Origin of the sequence: uncultured Alsobacter sp., from assembly GCF_945952055.1 — a bacterium.
Taxonomy (GTDB): domain Bacteria; phylum Pseudomonadota; class Alphaproteobacteria; order Rhizobiales; family Beijerinckiaceae; genus Alsobacter.
Map to the genome: position 1 here is coordinate 57,479 of NZ_CAMFHB010000005.1, position 19,135 is coordinate 76,613.

The 19,135-nt window shown below is 71.4% G+C and carries 16 protein-coding genes and 1 tRNA gene; 12 read left to right on the forward strand and 5 right to left on the reverse strand.

Features of this window, described 5'->3' with window-relative positions:
* Positions 1-4: 4 nt before the first annotated feature.
* Positions 5-946 (reverse strand): LysR family transcriptional regulator, encoded by a 942-nt coding sequence (locus tag Q0Q47_RS05425; RefSeq protein WP_293855547.1) that lies wholly within the window; start codon positions 944-946, stop codon positions 5-7.
* Between the two features lie 165 nt (positions 947-1,111).
* Here Q0Q47_RS05425 and Q0Q47_RS05430 point away from each other — a divergent pair, with 165 nt between their 5' ends.
* The 3 genes from Q0Q47_RS05430 to Q0Q47_RS05440 all read left to right on the forward strand — a co-directional run bounded on the left by Q0Q47_RS05430 (position 1,112) and on the right by Q0Q47_RS05440 (position 4,016).
* Positions 1,112-1,405 carry a DUF1127 domain-containing protein gene (locus Q0Q47_RS05430; RefSeq protein ID WP_293855550.1) on the forward strand — a complete coding sequence of 98 codons (294 nt, stop codon included), beginning with the start codon at positions 1,112-1,114 and terminating at the stop codon, positions 1,403-1,405.
* Positions 1,406-1,646: 241 nt separating this feature from the next.
* The gene (locus Q0Q47_RS05435; RefSeq protein ID WP_293855553.1) at positions 1,647-3,374 is read left to right on the forward strand and encodes a caspase family protein; all 1,728 of its coding nucleotides are present in this window, start codon (positions 1,647-1,649) and stop codon (positions 3,372-3,374) included.
* 60 nt (positions 3,375-3,434) lie between these two features.
* Entirely contained in the window at positions 3,435-4,016 is a 582-nt protein-coding gene (locus Q0Q47_RS05440) for an OmpA family protein (protein ID WP_293855556.1), read from the forward strand.
* 27 nt (positions 4,017-4,043) lie between these two features.
* Here the strand turns inward: Q0Q47_RS05440 and Q0Q47_RS05445 are convergent, their stop codons facing one another.
* Positions 4,044-6,059: a caspase family protein gene (locus tag Q0Q47_RS05445; protein ID WP_293855559.1), complete on the reverse strand. Its 2,016-nt coding sequence runs from the start codon at positions 6,057-6,059 to the stop codon at positions 4,044-4,046.
* A gap of 344 nt (positions 6,060-6,403) precedes the next feature.
* On the opposite strand from Q0Q47_RS05445, the gene Q0Q47_RS05450 reads away from it, so the two are divergent.
* The 6 genes from Q0Q47_RS05450 (at position 6,404) to Q0Q47_RS05475 (ending at position 15,173) form a co-directional block, all read left to right on the forward strand.
* A complete protein-coding gene (locus Q0Q47_RS05450) occupies positions 6,404-8,074 on the forward strand; it encodes a ShlB/FhaC/HecB family hemolysin secretion/activation protein (RefSeq protein ID WP_293855562.1) in 1,671 nt (556 codons plus the stop codon).
* A gap of 30 nt (positions 8,075-8,104) precedes the next feature.
* Positions 8,105-11,812 (forward strand): filamentous hemagglutinin N-terminal domain-containing protein, encoded by a 3,708-nt coding sequence (locus Q0Q47_RS05455; RefSeq protein ID WP_293855565.1) that lies wholly within the window; start codon positions 8,105-8,107, stop codon positions 11,810-11,812.
* 75 nt (positions 11,813-11,887) lie between these two features.
* Positions 11,888-12,238, forward strand: coding sequence for a RidA family protein (locus tag Q0Q47_RS05460; RefSeq protein ID WP_293855568.1), 351 nt, complete (start codon positions 11,888-11,890; stop codon positions 12,236-12,238).
* 20 nt (positions 12,239-12,258) lie between these two features.
* A complete protein-coding gene (locus Q0Q47_RS05465) occupies positions 12,259-13,875 on the forward strand; it encodes a GMC family oxidoreductase (RefSeq protein WP_293855571.1) in 1,617 nt (538 codons plus the stop codon).
* A gap of 1 nt (position 13,876) precedes the next feature.
* Positions 13,877-14,377, forward strand: coding sequence for an MmcB family DNA repair protein (locus Q0Q47_RS05470; protein ID WP_293855973.1), 501 nt, complete (start codon positions 13,877-13,879; stop codon positions 14,375-14,377).
* 94 nt (positions 14,378-14,471) lie between these two features.
* Positions 14,472-15,173, forward strand: a complete 702-nt coding sequence (locus tag Q0Q47_RS05475; RefSeq protein WP_293855574.1) for a sulfate transporter family protein — start codon at positions 14,472-14,474, stop codon at positions 15,171-15,173.
* A 30-nt stretch (positions 15,174-15,203) separates the two neighbouring features.
* Here the strand turns inward: Q0Q47_RS05475 and Q0Q47_RS05480 are convergent, their stop codons facing one another.
* Entirely contained in the window at positions 15,204-16,202 is a 999-nt protein-coding gene (locus Q0Q47_RS05480; protein ID WP_293855577.1) for a complex I NDUFA9 subunit family protein, read from the reverse strand.
* Between the two features lie 114 nt (positions 16,203-16,316).
* Complete coding sequence (locus Q0Q47_RS05485) at positions 16,317-16,658, reverse strand: hypothetical protein (RefSeq protein WP_293855580.1); 342 nt, start codon at positions 16,656-16,658, stop codon at positions 16,317-16,319.
* Between the two features lie 166 nt (positions 16,659-16,824).
* Here Q0Q47_RS05485 and Q0Q47_RS05490 point away from each other — a divergent pair.
* From Q0Q47_RS05490 to Q0Q47_RS05500, 3 genes are all read left to right on the forward strand, one after another.
* Positions 16,825-16,909, forward strand: a tRNA-Leu gene (locus Q0Q47_RS05490).
* Between the two features lie 281 nt (positions 16,910-17,190).
* Positions 17,191-17,781 (forward strand): hypothetical protein, encoded by a 591-nt coding sequence (locus tag Q0Q47_RS05495; protein ID WP_293855583.1) that lies wholly within the window; start codon positions 17,191-17,193, stop codon positions 17,779-17,781.
* A gap of 94 nt (positions 17,782-17,875) precedes the next feature.
* On the forward strand, positions 17,876-18,817 hold the full coding sequence (locus Q0Q47_RS05500) for a hypothetical protein (protein WP_293855586.1): 942 nt from the start codon (positions 17,876-17,878) through the stop codon (positions 18,815-18,817).
* Positions 18,818-18,850: 33 nt separating this feature from the next.
* Here Q0Q47_RS05500 and Q0Q47_RS05505 read toward each other — a convergent pair whose 3' ends face one another.
* Positions 18,851-19,060 carry a molybdopterin-binding protein gene (locus tag Q0Q47_RS05505; RefSeq protein WP_293855589.1) on the reverse strand — a complete coding sequence of 70 codons (210 nt, stop codon included), beginning with the start codon at positions 19,058-19,060 and terminating at the stop codon, positions 18,851-18,853.
* Between the last annotated feature and the right edge of the window lie 75 nt (positions 19,061-19,135).

The window sequence follows — 19,135 nt, forward strand, 5'->3', positions numbered from 1 at the left end:
CGCGTCACTCCGCGGCGATCATCCTGCGGCGCTGGCGCATGGCCTCGACCGGGATCGGCAGCACGGGGTCCGAGGCCCGGGCCTCGGCGGCGGGCCGCTGGCTGCAGCGCAGGGCGCAGCGGATCTCCTCGGCCAGCGCGAGGCCCTCGGCCGTGCGCCGGCCGGCGCCCTCCAGGAGCCCGATGCGATTCGGGCCCAGCGCCGGCAATCCCTCGCGGCCGTCGATCAGGCGTTGGCCCGAGCGAAGCGCGCTCTCCGGGAAGACGGTGACGGCGATGCCCGCCTGCACCACGGCGCTGATCGCGGCCTGATTGGCCGACACCACCACCTGGCGCCAGCCGATGCCGGCGGCGTCCAGCGCGCTGATCGCGTTGCGGCGCCAGGCGCAGGCCGGGCCCGACAGCGCCAGCGGCAGCGGCCGCATCTCGTGGATACGCGACGTCGCCCCCACGGCCCAGCGTAACGGCTCCTCGCGCAGGATCTCGGCCCCCTTCAGGTCGGCACATTCCGTGACGATGGCCAGGTCCAGGTCCTTGGCGGTGACGCGCTCATGCAACTGCAGGGAGGATTCGCAGATCACCGACACCTCGACGAGGGGATGCCGGCGAATGAAGCGGGTCAGGATGTCGGGCAGGAAGGATTCGGCATAGTCGTCCGGGATGCCGAGACGGATCTTGCCGGCAAGTGCCTTGTTGGACACGCTGGCGAAGGCCGCCGCCTCCAGCTGCAGCATCTGGCGGGCATAGTCGACGAGCTTCTCGCCGTCGTCGGTCAGCCGCACGCCGCGCCCGTTCTTGGCGAAGAGAGGCCGGCCCAGCTGCTCCTCGAGCCGGCGGATGTGCATCGAGACGGCCGACTGGGTCTTGTTCACGCGCTCCGCCGCCCGGGTGAAGCTGCCGGTATCGACGATGGACACGAAGCTTCGCAGCTGGTCGGTGTCGAGCATGTTCCATCTCCATCACTGATAGGACACATTACAAGCATTCGTTGGACCGATCAATTGAGGCGCGGCATCCTGACTTGCATCGGCGGTGCGTCGCCCGGATCGAAAACCGGGGCGCCCCGCATGGAGCCGGCGTTCGCCGCGCTCAGACGCCCACGGGAGAAGACCATGTTTGCGCTGCTCTACCGCAGCCCGGCCTCGCGGCCGGGAACGACCCCGCTCGCCCCCCTGCCGACCGCCGCAGGCCGGTTCGGCCGGGCCACCCTTCGCGCGTTGCTGTTTCCGGTGCGCTTCTACGAGGCGCGGGCGCGCTTCGCCGAGGTCGCGCGCCTGACGGACCACGAACTGGCCGACATCGGCCTGTCCCGCTCGGACGTGTCCGACGTCTCGGCGCTGCCGCGCGACATCGATCCGACCGGCGAACTCGCCCGGCGGGCCGAGACGCGCCGGCGGCGCCAGTGACGTGGCGCGCCAGAACGCCGGCACCGCCTTCGACGCCGGCCAACGGACCCCGGACGTGCCGCGCTGCCCTCTCGCGCGGCACGGCCGGAGCCGCTCCGGCGCGTCCCGCCTTAGCGTTTGATAAACCAAGAGCTTTCTCGATTTCGAGCAGGGCTCGGCAAATGAACCTTAACGTCACCCATGGTAGCACCGGGCCAGTTCGGCGCGGCTCCGCCGGCCGTCAACGGGGTGGCGAGGTCTCATGGTCCAGGTCGGTCGTTGGTGCGCTGCCGCCCTCGCGGCATGGCTGTGGCTGGTGCCCCTGGGCGCCCGGGCCGAGACGCGCATCGCCCTTCTGATCGGCAATGCGGGCTACCAGGGCGTCAGCCCCCTGCTCAACCCGCCCAAGGACGTCGCCCTGCTTTCGGAGGCGCTCGGCAAAGCCGGCTTCGAGGTCAGGATCGAGACGGACCTGAGCGGCGAGGCGATGCGGCGCACGCTGCGCGACTTCGCCAGCGACGCCGAGCGGGCCGACTGGGCCATCGTCTACTATGCGGGCCATGGGCTCGAGATGGGCGGCCAGAACTTCCTGGTTCCCGTCGATGCGCGGCTGCAGACCGACCGCGACGTCCCATTCGAGACGGTGGCGCTGGACCAGGTGCTGCAGTCGGTCGAAGGCGCGAGGAAGCTGCGCCTGGTGATCGTCGACGCCTGCCGCAACAATCCCTTCGCCCCCCAGATGCGCACATCGTCCGCCACGCGGTCGACCACGCGCGGCCTGGCCCGGGTCGATCCGGACGGCGGCACCCTCGTCGCCTACGCCGCCAAGGTCGGGCAGGTGGCGCTCGACGGAGACGGGCAGAACAGCCCCTTCGTCACCGCCCTGGCGAAGGCGGTGAGCACGCAGGGGCTCGAGCTCAACAAGGTGTTCCGCGCGGTGCGCGACGACGTGCTCAAGTCCACGGGCCGGCGGCAGGAGCCCTACGTCTACGGCTCGCTGCCCGCCGACGATTTCTACTTCGTGCCGCCCGCGGCGGCGCAGCCGCTGCGGCTCGCGGCATCCGACGCGGCTGCGGACACGGCGGTCCAGGCCGAGTTCATGGCCGCTCGCCGCGCCGGCACGGCAGCCGCGTGGGACGTCTTCCTCGCCCGCAACGGCAAGGGCTTCTACGCCGACCTCGCGCGCGGCGAACGCGAGCGGCTGGTCGAGTCGCGGCCCGGGCAGGCGCCCGTGCCGGATCCGGCGACCCGGCCCGCGGTGCTGGCGGCCGCGACGGCCAGGGACTCGCACGTCACCGCGGACGAGACCGCCGCCGTCTCCTCGGCCCGCTCGCGCGTCGATGACTTCCTGCGCTCCTATGCGGGCGGCGACTGCTTCGCGGCTCGTCCCATGGGCGTGGCCGCCGGCTCCGGCGAAAGCGCGCTGCGGGTGGAGGCCTTCGGGCCCGTGCCGGCACCGTTCTCGGCCCTCGACGACGCGTTCAAGACCCGCTTCGGCGCCGAGGCGCAGATCCGCGCCCGTCTCGTCAGCCCGGCGCAATGCGGCGCCGTCACGCTCATGAAGGAGCTGGCCTGGGGCAACGAGGCCGGTCCGCAGATCTTCATGCCCCGCACGCTCGTGCGGCCGGGCCAGCCGCTCGCGGCCGTGGTGTCGAACCTCGGCAGCCGCTCGCTCGCGCTGGTCGTCGTGGCCCACGACGGAACGCTGTACGACCTCACCCCGCAGCTGCGCCGTCGCGACGGCCTGGCGGTCCTCTCGGCGCGGCCCAGCCTGCCGGCGGCGAGCCTGGAGAAGCCGCAGCTCGCGCTCGCCATCGCCACCGACAAGCCGCTCCGCAGCCTGGGTGGCAAGGGGCGGACGGGCGAGGCCAGGCTCGCGGCACTCCTCGAGGAGGTGCGGGAGAGGGGTGACGGTGCGGCCGTGGCCGCGGCTTATTGGCGCCCGACGGCCGCGGTCGCGCCGACCGACGCCAAACCCTGGACACCGTGATCCGACGACGACCGGCAAGGACATTTCCACGCCCCGACGCCCCAACCGGACCTGCCCGCCATGACCCAGTACCGCTTCCTGAAAGCGCTGCCCCGCCCGATCGGCATGCTCGCGATCGCCATCTTGGCAGCGCCCCTGTCCGGCCAGGCCGTGGCGCAGACCGCCTATTCGGCCGACGAGATCGTCAACCGCTTCGCGCCGCAGGACGTTGGAAAGCAGGGCCTGGGCAAGCAGAAGGCCGTCTGCTTCGGCACCGAGGACGAATGCCAGACCACGGCGACGGTGCCGGCGTCCGTCGGCGCACCGGCGGCGCCCATGGACCTCGTCGTCACCTTCGAGCGGGACAGCTTCGTGCTGCGGCCGGAGGCGAAGCGCAACCTGGCGGAGTTCGCCAAGGCGCTGAAGTCGCCCAAGCTCGTCGGGCTCAAGTTCGAGGTCGCCGGCCACACCGACGGCCAGGGGAGCGACGACTACAACCAGGCCCTGTCCGAACAGCGCGCCGCGGCCGTCGTGCGCTTCCTCGCCGAGCAGGGCGTGCCGCCCGGCCAGCTGATCGCCAAGGGCTTCGGCCGGACCATGCCGCGGACGGCCAATCCGCTGGACCCCGCCAACCGGCGGGTCGAGACGCGCCCCGTCGGCTGAAGGCCGGGTGCCGCGCCGCGATCCGGCTCAGCGGCTCGCCATCTTCGGGTTGCTGCCGTAGGCGCTCCAGCTGCGCAGTGCGTCCTTCAAGGCGGCCTCGCCGGGCTTGGCGCCGGACAGGTGCCCCATGGCGCGCAGCTGCCGGCCCAGGCTTGCCACGGTCTCCACGGTGTAGGCCTTCATAGCGAAGGACTGCACGAAGCTCCCGGTGTCGGCGGCGGCCGCCTTCAGGATGACCTTCGCCGAGCGCTCCGGATTGCGAACGGGGCCCATCTTGGGACTGTCGAGGAACGCGGCCGCGATGGTGTAGCCGTCGGCATAGCCGAGATCGCCGGCCTGCTCGAAGAGGCGCGCCGCCTCGGCCTGGCGCTTCTCCTCGTTGGCGATCACCGCCAGATTGAAGGTCGCCTTGGCGGATCCGAGATCGGCGGCCTTCGTCAGGAGTTGCACCGCCCGCGCGCGATCGCGCCGCCTGGGGTCAGTCAGAAGGCCGTTGGTCAGGCTGATCACGCCGTCCTCGAAGCCGGTTTCGGCGGCCTTCTCGAACCAGGCGAAGGCGGCCTCCTCGTCCTTGGGCACGACGGTGCCCTGCTTCAGCGCCAGGCCGATGCTCACCATCGCCCGGGCGTTGCCGGCCCTGGCCGCGGCCTCGAACAGGGGAATGGCCTCGCTCTGGCGTCCGGCCGCGCTCAGCGCGCGCGCCAGGTGCGTCTTGTAGAGCGGATCGTCCGGCCAGCGCACGGCGGCGGCCTCGCAGGCCTTCACCGCGGCCTGGGCCTGGTCGACCAGCATCTCCCAGGGCACGCCGCGCACCGCGTCCGTACCGTCATGGTCGTGCGTGGCTAGCCGCGCGCAGAGCGCGCCGGGGGTGTCGTCGCCGGCCGCCGGCGCGGCCTGCAGCAGGCTGCGGGCCGCCGGACCGTGGGCCCCCGACGGGAAGCGGCGCAGATACTCCTGCACGAGCGCGCGGTCGCGCATGCGGCTGGCGAGCGCCCAGAGCTTCTCCTCCTCGCCGGCGACGAGCCCTCGCGAAAGGCCGGTCGGCGCGGCCTGCGGCGACAGCGCGGCGACCCGGATGCGGTCGCGGGCGGCGGCGGCGTGCACGCCCGCGGGGTAGCGGCGCAGGTAGGCGTCCATCAGGCTCGTGCTGCCGGTCGCGGATGCGTACTGCCAGAGCTGGGTCTCCAGGCTCGCCAGGTCCTCTTCGCCCTGGGCGAAGGTGAACTCCCTCAGGAGCGCGCTTTCGTCCACCGGCGACTGCGCGCCGCCCGTCTGCCGGAAGACCTCGCTGCGCACCTTGAGCATGAACCGCTCCAGCGGCTGGCCCGGGGTGCCGACATGGGTGAGGAAGGCCTTGGCGTAGAAGCTGTTTCGTCCGGCGTCGCCCTCGTACGAATAGGCATCGGGCAGCGTGGCATAGGCCATCAGGAAGTTCGGCCGCTTGGGGACGGGCGCGAGGCCGTCGCGCAGCACCTGCTGGTCGGCTCCGGGCCGACCCTTGAGCGGGTTGTTCCGACAGGCGTCCAGGAAGATCAGGTGGATCGGCCCCCGATCCGCCCCGGCGCCGCCCGCGCCTCCCTCCAGGCTCGCCAGCACGTCCTGGACGGCGATCGTGCCGGACCGGATGCTGTCGGGACCCTTGAAGTCCACCGGCGCGAGGACGTTGGCGCCGCCCAGCTGGAAGCCGTGGCCGGAATAGTAGAACAGCGACACGTCGGCGGTGCGGGCGTCGCGCGCGAACGCGTCGATGAGCGCGCGCATCGCGCCCAGGTCGAGGTCGACGCCCAGGCGCACCTCGAAGCCGAGCGCCTCGAGCGCAGACCGGATGTCGGCCGCGTCGTTGGCGGGCTTGTCGAGCTGCGGCAAGGCGGCATAGGCCGCGTTGCCGATCACCAGCGCGACCCGGCGCTCGGCGTGCGCGCGGGCCGGGAAGCCCGCCGCCATGGCCACCGCCAGGATGGCCGAGGCGACGGCGGCGGCCAGCGTCCGCGTCGTCCGCCGCGACGGCCGGGCCGGTCGCGCGCGCAGGAGAGCCAGGATCATCGACACCTCGGAAGGGCGTTCATGCCCCTGTTTACTCCAGGCGTGATTTCCAGCTGGCTAATGCCGCCGCCCGAGCGGACGAGGAGCCCGGCGAGGATTGTCGGCAGCGAGGCGAGGACGCAGGCGCGAGGACCGCGGAACGGATTCGACTTTCCGAATTCGACTCGCTCCAGGGTAGAAAGTCAGTAAGTCACCAGTCTGTTTACGCGAATCACACGTCTTGTGTTTAAGAAGCAGGGGTTGATTAGGACATATGACCCCCGATGGTTGTGACTCGTCATTTGCGGGTACTCCCTCTCTGCCTTGCCGGCGTGGTGATCGCGGCCGCCGGTTCGGAGGGCGCATTGGCCCAGTCCGCCTCCCAGATCACGCCCCCCAGCTTTCGTCCCGCCGCGACGCGCTCCGGCGGGTCCATCGTGTTCTCGGGGCAGCCCGGCCTCGATACGCCCGAGGGCGCCGACCGCCTCTCGGTCACCCTGTCGGGCGTCGCCGTCGTCGGTGACGTGCCCGACAGGACCGGCGAGCTGGCGGCCCTGAAGGCACGCCTCGTCGGCCGGAGGATCCCCGCGTCCGAGATCTTCGCCGCGGTTCGCGAGCTGGAAGCCGCCTATGCCCGGGCGGGCTTCGTGCTGATGCGCGTGGTGCTGCCCGCGCAGACGCTGAAGGACGGCGGCCTGCTCAAGCTGGCGGTGGTCGACGGCGTGATCGAGCGCGTTGACTACCGCACCATGTCCGACCGGATCAAAGGCCGCATCGCGGCCGTGGTCGAACCCCTCGTCGGCCGCAGGGGCCTCACGCTCGCCGAGATCGAGCGGCGGCTCCTGATCGCCGGCGACACGCCCGGCGTCGCGCTGCGCTCGGCCCTGAAGGCGGGCAAGACCCCCGGGACCACGGTCCTGGTCCTGGAGCCGCGCTACCACGCGCTCGGATCCTTCGTGGGTTTCGACAACACCCTGTCCGGGCAGCTCGGCCGCTCCCAGACGACCGTCGGCCTGGACGCCAACTCGGTCCTGTCCCAGGGTGAGCTCATCTACCTGAGGGCCGCGGGGCACCTGGGCAACACGACCAACGGCAACGGCGGTCTCGTGGACGAGGATCCGCGCGTCCGCACCCTCGCCGCGGGCGTGGTCGTGCCGCTGGGCCAGGACGGGCTCACCTTCAACCTCGAGGCCGCCAAGAGCCGGACCACGCCGAAGCCGGCACCGGGCCTGCCGGCGCTGCAGTCCTACAGCACCTTCGACCGCGTCTCGGGCCGATTGCGCTACCCCTGGATCCGGTCTCGTGCCCTGACCGTGTCCTCGGAACTGTCGTTCGACATCGAGAACGCCCTGCAGGGGGTTCTCTTCGCCCAGCAGCACACGCCGGTGGCGAAGGACCGGCTGCGGGTGCTGCGCCTGTCGTCGGACGCGGCCTACAACACCGACACGCTCGGCCTCGTGTCCGGCAAGGCGACGCTGTCCTTCGGGCTTCCCGCGTTCGGCGCCCGCTCCGGAACCGCCGCATCGTTCTACCCTCTCTCGCGGACGGGGTCGTCGCCCGAGTTCCAGAAGCTCGAGGTCGCCGCGAGCTACGGCAAGCGGCTGTTCGACCACGCGGACGTGGCGCTCTATGCCCGCGCGCAGACCTCGTTCAACCAGGCCCTACCCCAGGCCGAGCAGATCGGCTTCGCCTCGTTCCAGGAGCTCTCGACCTTCAACGCCGGCGCGCTCGGCGGCGACAGCGGATGGGTCGTGCGCGGCGAAGTCTCGTCGCCGTGGGACGTCCGCTTCGAGGAGTTGCAGTGGCGGGTCGCCCCCTACGTCTTCGCCGCCACCGCCGGCCTCTCCCTGAGCAAGCCGACGGCGGTGGAACAGGCGACCACGCGCGCAAGCTCCATCGGCCTCGGGCTGCGCGTGCTGTCGGCCATCGACGTGTTCTCGCAAGCCAGCGTCACCATCGAATTCGGCCGTGCCTATCGCGACGACGGAGGACCCGACTCGAATCGGTTCACCGTCGTCGGGGCGGTGCGCTTTTGAACCGGGCCCTCAGGAACGGGTGCTTCTGACATGTCGAAACGGGCACGCTTGATCGCCGCCCTCCTGGCCAGCACCGCGCTCGCGGGCAGCGTCCTGGCCGGCAGCGTCCTGGCCGGGTCGACGGTGGCCCGCGCCGCGGAACTGCCCTCCGCGCCGAGCGTGGCGTATGGCGCGGTCACCGTCGGGCCGGGCGGCCCGGGCACCCTCTCGGTCGTGCAGACCTCGCCCACGGCCATCGTGAACTGGCAGAGCTTCTCGATCGGGCAAGGTGGTGTCGTCTCCATCCAGCAGCCCTCGACGGACGCCGCGCTCCTCAACCGGGTCACCGGCACGACCACCTCCACCATCGCCGGCCAGCTCACGGCGACGGGGCAGGTCTATCTCATCAACCCCAACGGCATCCTGATCACGCCCACCGGAACGGTGAAGGCCGGCGGCGGCTTCGTGGCTTCGACCCTCGACATCGCCGACGACGATTTCATCGCGGGCAAGCGGACCTTCCGGGGCACCGGGTCGTCCAGGGGCGTCGTCCACCAGGGGTCGATCGAGATCGGTTCGGGCGGCTACGCCGCGCTCATCGGCGGCTCCATCGACTCCAGCGGCACGATCACGGTGCCCCTGGGCAAGGTCGGGCTGGGCGCCGGCGAGCAGGTCACCCTCGATCCCTCGGGAGACGGCTTCCTCCAGGTGGCCCTGCCCTCCACCGGCCTTTCGACCGACACGGACCTCATCCGGCACAGCGGCCGCATCGTCGCCGACGGCGGACGCGTCGAGATGAAGGCCGCCACGGCCCGCGACCTCGCCCGCAACGCCATCAACCTGTCCGGGATCGTGGAGGCCAAGACCGTCTCGGGCCGGTCCGGCGCGATCGTGCTTGGCGGCGGCGACGGAGGCCGGGTCACCGTCTCCGGCAAGCTCACGGCGACCGCGGCCGCCGGGAGCAAGGCCAAGGGCGGCTCGGTCACGGTGACCGGCAAGCAGGTCGCCCTGAAAGGGGCAAGGATCGACGTGAGTGGCGATGCCGGCGGCGGCTCCGTCCGGATCGGCGGGGACTACAAGGGCCTCGGCACCCTGCAGCGGGCGGAGACGACGTCGGTGGACGCAGGCACGACCATCCTCGCCGACGCCGGTTCGACCGGGACGGGCGGATCGGTGGTGATCTGGTCCGACCGCTACACGACCTTCGCCGGAAGCATCTTCGCCAGGGGCGGCGTCACGATGGGCGACGGCGGCCAGGCCGAAGTGTCGTCGAAGGGCATCCTCGACTATCGCGGCTTCACGGACCTGCGCGCCTCGGCGGGCCGGACCGGGACACTGCTGCTCGACCCCTATGACCTCTACATCGAGGCGGTGCCCTTCCCCGGCAACGGCAACGCGGTGGTGTCGGGCTCCTTCCTGCCGTCGTCCGACAATTCGGTCCTCGACGTCACCGTGCTGTCCAGCGCCCTGGAGACGGCCAACGTCACCCTTTCGACGCGCTCGTCGGACGGGGTGGGAGGTTCGCAGGCCGGCGACATCATCGTCGGCGCGCCGGTGACCTGGTCGTCCGCATCGACGCTGACGCTGAACGCGGAGCGCATCGTCGACATCGGCTACGGCTTCAACGCCCCGGCCGGCGCCGTCGTGATCAACGCGTCCTCGATCAAGAACGACAACACGGTCGCCCGCTCCAACGGGACGGTCACCGCCGCCGGCGGCGCGAGCGCGCTGGGCGGCGCGACGCTGTCGCAGCTCGACCTGACGAGCGATTCCGCCGGATCGATCGTCCTCAACGGCACCTACGACGTCGGCTCGAGCTTCTCGGTGACCGGAGGCTCCGTCCAGTTCGGCGGATCGGTGACGGCCGGCAGCCTCGTCCTGAGCGGGACCAGCCTGACCTCGTCCGGCCCGATCTCCGCCGGCACCTTCGTCCTCAGCAGCGGAACCTGGTCGCAGGTCGGATCGGGCGGCGTGCTGCCGGCCTTCACCGTCACCGACCTCTTCGCGCTGTCGCCGTCGGCCACCTTCCTGCGGGTGCTCAGCGGCGACGGCGTCTCCACGCCGTATCAGCTCGGCGACATCTACGGCGTCATGGGCATCGGCACCAGCGGCATGCTCGGCCTCAGCTTCGCCCTCGCCAACGACATCAATGCCGGCGGCCCCCGCTTCGACCCGATCACGGGCACGTTCACCGGCACGTTCGACGGCCAGGGCCACACCATCAGCAACCTCACCATCGCGAGTTCGGACACGGGTACGGTCGGGCTCTTCGGCACCAATGCCGGTCAGATCCGAAACCTGACCCTGGCCGACGTCACGGTGTCGAGCCTCGGCTCGGGCCTGCAGCAGGTCGGCGGCATCGCCGGCCTCAACGACATGGGCGGCGTCATCTCGAACGTGAAGGTGACCGTCGCGGACATTTCGAGCTCCGACCTCACCGGCGAAGCGAGCGTCGGCGGCATCGTGGGGACCAACCTCGGCACCATTTCCGGGGCCGCGGTGGTGCCCGGATCGGGGTCGGGGACGGTGCGCGGGCTTGCCGAAACCACCGCGGTGGGCGGCCTCGTCGGCGCCAATGGCGGCACGATCGTCAACAGCTATGCACGCGTCGGGATCGTGTTCGGCGGTGCCACCGTGTCGCGATCCGCACCGGCGACCCCGACGACCATCAACGGCGCCGCGGGCGGCCTGGTCGGGTTGAACCTGGGATCGATCATCAACTCGTACTCCACCGGCGGCATCACGATCCCGGCGGTGGCGGGCACCGCCACCATCGTCGGCGGCCTCGTCGGGCTCGACAATGCCAGCCCGCTGCTGTCGACCTGGGACGTGGAAACCGCCCAGCTCGTCGCCTCGTTCGTCGGGACCGTGTCGAACTCCTTCTGGGACATCACGGCATCCGGCCTCCCCACGTCCGCGGGCGGCATTGCGCTGACCACCGGCCAGTTTCAGAACACGGCCGGATTCATGGCCACCGCCAGCGGCTGGGATTTCACGAGCGTCTGGGCACCCGGTGGCCCTGGCATCTATCCCGCCCTCTACGGCGTCGACACGACGTTCTACATCGGGCCGCTGTCGGTGGCCCCGCCCCCGACCGAAGTGGCGGCCACCTTCGTCAGCACGTCGAACCCGTTCACCCAGCCGGGCGAGCCGCTGTCCTTCTCCACGGTGCCGGTCAGCCTCGGTGCCGGGGACGAGCTGGTGGGCCCGCTCCTCAATGGCGGCGGAGGCGGGTCGGGTTCGTCGGGCGACGGCGGCGGGCCGGCCTCCGGGACGTCCGGCGGATCCGGCGAGGGCGGCGGCTCGGGCAGCGGCGGCGGTCCAACGCTGGGCTCCGGGCAGCAGCCGGCCACCGTGGAGACCGCCCGCGTCACGCTCACCTCGATCGAGCGCAGCGCGGACACCTTCCAGACCAGGCTTTCCGATTGCGAGCGGGGCGGCGCGGGCTATGCCGGCTGCGTCGGCGACGCCATGAACCAGTTCGCGTCGGCGCTCGACGACCGGGCGCTGCAGCTGCCCCCGCCGCTGCGCGGCATCTCGGCAGTGATCCGGGAGGCCGCGGCCCGCGTGCGGTCGGCCCGCACCATCGGCGAGGCCCGCAGCGCCGTCCGCGACGCGCTGACGGCCGTGCGCGGCGCCATCGCCCTGATCAAGGTCGACGACCCTGCCGTCGCCCGGATCCAGGTCCGGCAGGCGAGCACGATCCGCACCGCCCTGGAGCGGGTCGATCTTCGCCTCGCGAGCGCCGGGGGGCTCTGACCGGGCGCGAGGCGGGATGACAGCCGCCCGCCGCCCTGATACCTCGGCGGGACCAATCCGCAGAGGGAGCCCTTCATGACCATCCAGCGCATCGAACCCGGCCCGCGCATGAGCGCCGCCGTCGTCCACGGCAACACCGTCTACCTGGCCGGCCACGTGGCCGACACGGCGAAGGGCAAGAGCGTCTCCGAGCAGACCAAGGACGTCCTCGCCCAGATCGACGAGACCCTCGCCGCATCCGGCTCGGACAAGACCAAGATCCTGTCGGCCACCATCTATCTCGCCGACATCAAGACCTTCGCCGAGATGAACAGCGTGTGGGACGCGTGGGTGTCGAAGGGCAACACGCCCGCCCGCGCGACGGTCGAAGCCAAGCTCGCCGCACCCGAATACACGGTCGAAATCGTAATCGTGGCGGCGCGCTGAGCGCAGCCCGAGGGGGACGCATGGCGCAGGACCAGCAGTTCGACTACGTCGTCGTCGGCGCCGGCTCGGCCGGCTGCGTCCTCGCCAACCGCCTGTCCGCCGACCCGGCCTGCCGCGTGCTGGTTCTCGAGGCCGGCGGCATGGACGACTGGGTGTGGTTCCACGTTCCGGTGGGCTACCTCTTCGCCATCGGCAATCCCCGCGCCGACTGGCTCTACCGCACCGTTGCCGAGCCCGGGCTCGGCAACCGCGCCATCGCCTATCCGCGCGGCAAGGTGATCGGCGGCTGCTCCGCGATCAACGCCATGATCTACATGCGCGGGCAGGCCGCCGACTATGACGGCTGGCGGCAGCTCGGCTTGTCGGGCTGGGGCTGGGACGACGTGCTTCCGGCCTTCCTCGCCCAGGAGGACCATGTCGCGCCGCCCAACGCGGCCCACCGCTCGGGCGGCGAGTGGCGCGTCGAATATCCCCGCGTGCGCTGGGAGATCCTCGACGCCTTCAAGGCCGCCGCGATCGAGCTGGGCATCCGCGAGGTCGACGACTTCAACGCCGGCGACAACGAGGGCGCGTCCTATTTCCAGGTGAACCAGCGGCGTGGCCGCCGCTGGAGCGCGGCGCGCGGCTTCCTCAAGCCCGTGCTCGGCCGCCCCAACCTGAAGCTCGAGACCCGCGTGGCCGCCGAGCGCGTGCTGATCGAGAACGGCCGCGCGACAGGCGTCGTCTACCGCGGCCCCGACGGCGGAAAGCGGGTTGCCCGCGCCGCGCGCGAGGTCGTCCTTTCGGCCGGTGCCGTCGCCACGCCGCATCTGCTCGAGCTGTCGGGCATCGGCGACGGCGGGCGCCTGCAGGCGCTCGGCATCGAGACGGTGCATCACCTCCCCGGCGTCGGGGAGAACCTGCAGGACCACCTCCAGGTGCGCCCCGTCTACACGGTGCAGGACGTGCGCACGCTCAACGTGGACAACCGCTCCCTCCTGAAGAAGGCGGGCATGGCCCTGGAATACGCCCTGTTCCGCACCGGGCCGCTCACCATGGCGCCCTCGCAGCTCGGCATCTTCACCCGCTCCTCGCCCGACTACGCGACGGCGAACCTGCAGTTCCACATCCAGCCCCTGTCGCTGGACAAGTTCGGCGACCCGCTGCACCCCTTCCCGGCCGTCACGGCCAGCGTCTGCAACCTGCGGCCGGCGAGCCGCGGCAGCATCCACGCGGCCTCGCCCGACCCTGCGTCGCCCCCGGCGATCGCGCCCAACTATCTCTCGGCCGAGGAAGACCGCCGGGTCGCCTCCGACGCGCTGCGGCTGGTCCGCCGGCTGGTCTCGGCGCAGGCGCTGAAGCGGTACAATCCCCAGGAGTTCAAGCCGGGCGCGCACCTCGTCTCCGACGAGGATCTCGCCCGCGCCGCGGGCGAGGTCGCCTCCACCATCTTCCACCCGGTGGGGACCGCGAAGATGGGCACCGCGTCGGACCCCCTGGCGGTCCTCGACGAGCGCCTGCGGGTCCGCGGCCTCGCGGGCCTGCGCGTGGCGGACGCCTCGGCCATGCCGCGCATCACCTCCGGCAACACCAATTCGCCTACGATGATGATCGCCGAGAAGGCCGCCGCCATGATGCGGGAGGACGCCCGTGCCTAGGATGGTGGTGGAGCACGTCGTCGTCGGCATCGGCGAGGCGGCGCCTCTGCCCCGGGACGGGCGGCAGTCCGAGACCACGCTCGCCGTGGCGCGCGGCGTGTCGCGCCTGTTCGCCGGGTTCGGCTATGCCACGCTGCCCGAGGTGACGCTCGCCTCCGGCCGCCGCGCCGACCTCCTCGCGCTCGGGGGCGACGGCAGCCTCGTGATCGTGGAGATCAAGTCCAGCATCGAGGACTTCCGCACGGACGCGAAGTGGCCCGACTACCGCGCCTACAGCGACCGCCTGTTCTTCGCCATCCCGCCGCACGTGCCGCCGGAGATCATGCCGGAGGACGCCGGGCTGATCGTGGCCGACGCCTACGGGGCCGAGGTGCTGCGCGAGGCCCCCGAGCACCGGCTTCCGGCCGCGACGCGCAAGGCGCTCCTGGTGCGGTTCGGACAGGTCGCCGCCGTGAGACTGCAGGGCCTACTCGATCCCGCCGCGCTCGCCGGACGGGACTGACCGCCGCCGTTGCACGTCCGGGCCTCACCAACGGCCATATCGTCACCATATGTTGGCCGGTCCGGCTCTTTCCCGGATCGAAGGACAGGGTACCATGCTGATCGCCGCCGCCTTCCGAGCCATCGGACAGGTCTTTTCGCCGGGGCTGCGCTCCCTTCTGTGGAAGTCGCTGGGGCTGACGCTCGCGCTGCTGGCGCTGGCCTGGGCCTCGCTCACCAAGCTGTTCTCCTGGTGGGTGGCCGGCACGACCTTCATGACGGACCATGCCTGGCTCGACGTCTATGCCGTGCTGCTGGCCGGCTTCGGCCTGGTCATCGGCTTTGCCTACCTCATTCCGTCGGTCTCGATGCTCGTGGCGGGCTTCTTCCTCGATGACGTCGCGGAGAAGGTCGAGACCGAATCCTACCCCGCCGATCCGCCCGGCCAGCCGCTGCCGCTGGGCCCGGCGCTCCTGGACGCGGCCAAGCTGGCCGTCCTCAGCCTGGGCGTGAACCTTCTCGCCCTGCTCTTCTTGTTCGTGCCCGGGGTCAACATCGTGGCCTTCTTCCTGGCCAACGCCTTCCTGCTCGGACGCGAGTACTTCGCGCTGGCCGCCGGCCGGTTCCGGCCCAAGGAGGATGCGCGCGCGCTGCGCCAGCGCCATCCCGGCACGGTGGCGCTGGCCGGGCTGCTGGTGGCCGGCTGCGCGGCCATCCCGATCGTCAACCTGCTGACGCCGCTCTTCGGCGTGGCGCTGATGGTCCACGTCCACAAGGGGCTCTCGGCCCGCGAGGCGCGGGCCCTGCCGGCCGCCTGAGCGGGCCGGCCTGCCGCGGCGGGGCGGCGATCAGGCCAGGCGACGGTTGTCGAACTGGCCGGTCTTGCGGTAGCGCGTGAGATAGCTCGGCACGATCGCCTCGATGATCTCGGGCTGGATGCCGAGACCCGCCAGCGTGCGGCCGTCGTCGACCGCGGCCTGCGAGACCACGTTGTCCTGGCCGAGCAGGGTCACCTGGTCACGCGTCAGGAGGAACTCCTCCGGCAGGAGGCCGAAGCTCGCATACTTGACCGCTTCGAGCACGCCGGCCTGCAGGCGGGCGACGCCGAAGGGCAGCGGCACGAGGGCGCGACGGCGCTCCGTCACCTGCAGCACGTATTCGATGAGCTCGCGGAAGCTCTTCACCTCGAGGCCGCCGAGCTCGTAGATCGTGCCGGGGCGGGCCGTGCCGTCGACGGCGCGCGCCATGGCTTCCGCCACGTCGCCGACGAAGACCGGCTGGAAGCGCGTCTCGCCGCCGCCGATCAGCGGCATGACCGGGGCGATCCGGGCGAGCGAAGCGAAGCGGTTGAAGAAGCTGTCCTCGGGGCCGAACACGATGGAGGGACGCACGACGATGGCGTCCGGCACGGCATCGAGGGCCGCCTGCTCGCCGGCGGCCTTGCTGCGGGCGTATTCGGATTCGGAGTTCGCGTCCGCGCCGATGGCGGACATCTGCACCAGGCGCGTGAGGCCGGCGGCTGCGGTGGCCCGGGCCACCGCCGCGGCGCCCTCGGCCTGCACGCGGTCGAAGGTCTGCTGGCCCGCCTGCGACAGGATGCCGACGAGGTTCACGACGGCGTCGGCGCCGGAGATCGCCTGGGCGATCGACTGCGGGTAGCGCAGGTTCGCCTGGACCGCGTGGATCTGGCCGACATTGCCGATGGGCTGGAGGAACTTGGCGAGGTCGGGCCGGCGCACGGCGACGCGCACGCGGTAGCCCCGTTTGGCGAGCGCCCGGACGAGATGCCGACCGACGAAGCCCGATCCGCCGAAGACCGTGACCAGCTGGTTGCGCGCCGTGCTCATGCTCTCGTGCCTCCGGAAGCGATGTCCCGCAGGCTCTTAGAACATGCAGACCGAAAGGGGAATTCGGATTTTCGGCGCAGTCCGGGCCGGCTGGCCTGTTGCGGCGGCGCGCGGTCAGTTGCGACGGCGCGCCCGGACGGGAATCGGCACCAGCACCCGGCGGTCGCGACGCCCGCCTCCGCCTCCGCCATGCCCGTCATCGCCGTCATGCGGCAGCAGCATGACCGCGCTGCCCGCCACGAGGCTGCCGAAGGTGATCATGAAACCACCCGCCAGCAAGATGAACGCGATGGCGCCGCTGTCGGAATTCATGATCAGCGCGCCGATGCCATGGGCGTCGAACGCCACCAGGGCGACCGCGAAAGCGAATCCGAACAACGCGCCGATGCCGGCGTGCGCGAGGACGAGCCGCAACGTTTCGTTGCGCTTGAACAGGTCCTCGAGGTCCTTCGGCATCGCCGCCTCCGTGCTGATTGTCCTATGGTGGGACGAGAACCGTGTCAGGACAAGGGCAGACCGCACTTTCGACGAGTGAACTTTCGGTGACGGTCACCGGTTCCTTTCGAAAGCGGCCCCAGACGCCGTTGACACCACCCTCCCGTCCCCGTATGTACCCCGCCGGGCCCAGGTGGCGGAATTGGTAGACGCGCTGGTTTCAGGTACCAGTGGTGAAAGCCGTGGAGGTTCGAGTCCTCTCCTGGGCACCAATCTTTTTTCGATTGTGTGCGCCGACCCACCGCCGAAGAGCGGTTCAAGGCCCTCCGGGGCCGCGGGTTCGCCCGGCGCCTGATCGGCGGAAAGCCCCACGCCGGCTTTCGTTTCGCCCCGAATGACTGTCCCCAGCGTCGAGTCGTTCAGGTCGCGTGCCTTGCGCGCGCGGCGCTCTGGCGACTTGAGCTGCCGGGGGCGGTCGTGGCACTCCTCGGGCGATGGGTGGCGTTCGGTGGAGGGCGGCTTGCAGCGGTTCGGACTCACGGCTGACGTCAAAGTGTCTCCGCTTGTCGCCATGCTGGCCGGCGCCGTGGTCGCGGCGGCGCTGGGCGGGTTGTCGCTGCTGCGGGCCGACGACATCGTCACCGGCTGGCGCAATGCAGCCAACGTGACCGCGCGCACCGCCGTCCCGGTGTTCCTCGCCGCCTATTGCGCCTCGAGCCTCGTGCGCGTGTTCGGCGGACGCCTGCCGCGCGCCCTGCTGGTGAACCGGCGGTCGCTCGGCCTCGCCGTCGCCGCCATCATGACCGTCCATGTCGGCGCGATCCTCGGGCACGGCGCGGTGTCGCGGGACCCGCACGCGGTGCACGTGATCGACAGCGGCGGGCTGACCTACGTGTTCATCTACCTGATGGCGCTGACCTCCAACCAGGCGTCGCGGCGCGTCCTCGGGCGCTGGTGGGGCGTCCTGCACGGCGTGGGCGCCCAGGTGATCCTGCTCAAGTTCTTCTCGCTCGTGGTCCTGCGCAGCTGGCCCCATCTGGGCGTGTTCTCGACCGTCATGGGCGCGGCCATCGTGGCGGCGGTGGCGCTGCGGATCGTCGCATTCTTCGCCGCCCGCCGGGCCGACGGCGCCAGGCCGGCGTGACGTCGCGCGGCGCCAGCGATCCCGCTTTACGCGTTCGCGCGCCCGTTCCAGTGTAGCCCGACCTCCGTTCGACCTTCCCTGGTCGGGTCCCCACATGCTCCGGCTGCTTCGCGTCCTGGCCGTCTTCGTCGGCGGCACCCTCCTGAGCTACGTGCTGGTGCTGGTCGCGGCCTTCACCTTCTGGTCCTTCGTGCCCACGCCCGATCCGACCAAGATGATCGCCGCCACGGTTTTCCTCGTCGTCGGCCCGGCGCTTGCCCTCGCGGGCGGGTCCTGGCTGGCGGCCTGGGCCTGGACCGGTCGGCTCCCGTGGCCGGTGACGGCCTGGGCACGCCGGCGCGAAGCGCGACGGCTGGCGAGGGCCACGGTGGCTGGCGTGTCGGTGCCGGCGACCAGCGCAGCCGAGCGGGGCATCGGCTGGCTGTTCGTGTTCGTCGGCGGCGGCGGCATCCTGGCGGGGCTCGCGGCGCTGTCGGCGTTCCGGGACACCGGCGATCCCTGGCTGCACGTCCCGGCGATCCACCTTCTGCCGGTGTTCATGCTCCTCGTCGTGGGGCTGCTCGGCCCGGCCTTCCTGGGTGGCATCGGCCTGTTGCGCGGCCGGGTGTGGGGGCGGCCCGTCGTCACGGTCACCGCCATCCTGCTCCTGTTCGTCCCGCCCGTCGGCACGGCGGCCGGGGTCGTCGCCCTGGCAGTCCTGCACCACCGGCGCCGCGCCGGCCTGTCCCACGGAGCGGCCGTCGACGTGCCCGGGCCGGCCACGTGCGTCCACCTGGCGCCGATCGAGACCGCCAGCGCGGCTGCCGGCCTCGCCGTCACGCGGCGCATCGGCGGCGTCGCCGAAATTCACTGCACCGCCTACCCGCCGTCGCTGCAGCGTCTCCTGCCGGCGGGATCGCCGGTCGTCCTGGAAGAGTGGGCGGCGCCCGACCGGTCGACCCTCGACCCGCCCCGCCTCGTCCTGCGCTGCACCGCGTGCCGCTCCTGGCTGGTGTTCGACGGCACGACCGCCGCGCCCTCGCTGGGCCCGTCCTGACGGGCGCACCGGCCACGACCAGGGCGGGGAGCTTCAGCTCCCCACCGCGACCATGACGTCCGACGCCTTGATGACCGCCACGGCGGCCTGGCCCTTGGCGAGGCCCAGCTCATCGACGGCCTCGTTGGTGATGGAGGCCGTGACGACCGCGCCGCCGATGTCGATGCGCACGTGCGAGGTCGTCGCGCCCCGCACGATGTCGACGATGGTGCCGTTCAGCTGGTTGCGGGCGCTGATCTTCATCGGACCGTCTCCCGGTTGACGCGCGGCGGGCGGCCTGCGCAGGATGCGTTATGTAGTTCACTATATAGAGCCAGC

Bases quoted from the DNA above. Each gene is read 5' to 3' on its own strand.
- Q0Q47_RS05425 (WP_293855547.1), bottom strand. From the start codon at position 946: ATGCTCGACACCGACCAGCTGCGAAGCTTCGTGTCCATCGTCGATACC.
- Q0Q47_RS05480 (WP_293855577.1), bottom strand. From the start codon at position 16,202: ATGAGCACGGCGCGCAACCAGCTGGTCACGGTCTTCGGCGGATCGGGC.
- Q0Q47_RS05475 (WP_293855574.1), top strand. From the start codon at position 14,472: ATGCTGATCGCCGCCGCCTTCCGAGCCATCGGACAGGTCTTTTCGCCG.
- Q0Q47_RS05440 (WP_293855556.1), top strand. From the start codon at position 3,435: ATGACCCAGTACCGCTTCCTGAAAGCGCTGCCCCGCCCGATCGGCATG.
- Q0Q47_RS05445 (WP_293855559.1), bottom strand. From the start codon at position 6,059: ATGATCCTGGCTCTCCTGCGCGCGCGACCGGCCCGGCCGTCGCGGCGG.
- Q0Q47_RS05485 (WP_293855580.1), bottom strand. From the start codon at position 16,658: ATGCCGAAGGACCTCGAGGACCTGTTCAAGCGCAACGAAACGTTGCGG.
- Q0Q47_RS05470 (WP_293855973.1), top strand. From the start codon at position 13,877: ATGGTGGTGGAGCACGTCGTCGTCGGCATCGGCGAGGCGGCGCCTCTG.
- Q0Q47_RS05500 (WP_293855586.1), top strand. From the start codon at position 17,876: ATGCTCCGGCTGCTTCGCGTCCTGGCCGTCTTCGTCGGCGGCACCCTC.
- Q0Q47_RS05505 (WP_293855589.1), bottom strand. From the start codon at position 19,060: ATGAAGATCAGCGCCCGCAACCAGCTGAACGGCACCATCGTCGACATC.
- Q0Q47_RS05430 (WP_293855550.1), top strand. From the start codon at position 1,112: ATGTTTGCGCTGCTCTACCGCAGCCCGGCCTCGCGGCCGGGAACGACC.
- Q0Q47_RS05435 (WP_293855553.1), top strand. From the start codon at position 1,647: ATGGTCCAGGTCGGTCGTTGGTGCGCTGCCGCCCTCGCGGCATGGCTG.
- Q0Q47_RS05455 (WP_293855565.1), top strand. From the start codon at position 8,105: ATGTCGAAACGGGCACGCTTGATCGCCGCCCTCCTGGCCAGCACCGCG.
- Q0Q47_RS05465 (WP_293855571.1), top strand. From the start codon at position 12,259: ATGGCGCAGGACCAGCAGTTCGACTACGTCGTCGTCGGCGCCGGCTCG.
- Q0Q47_RS05460 (WP_293855568.1), top strand. From the start codon at position 11,888: ATGACCATCCAGCGCATCGAACCCGGCCCGCGCATGAGCGCCGCCGTC.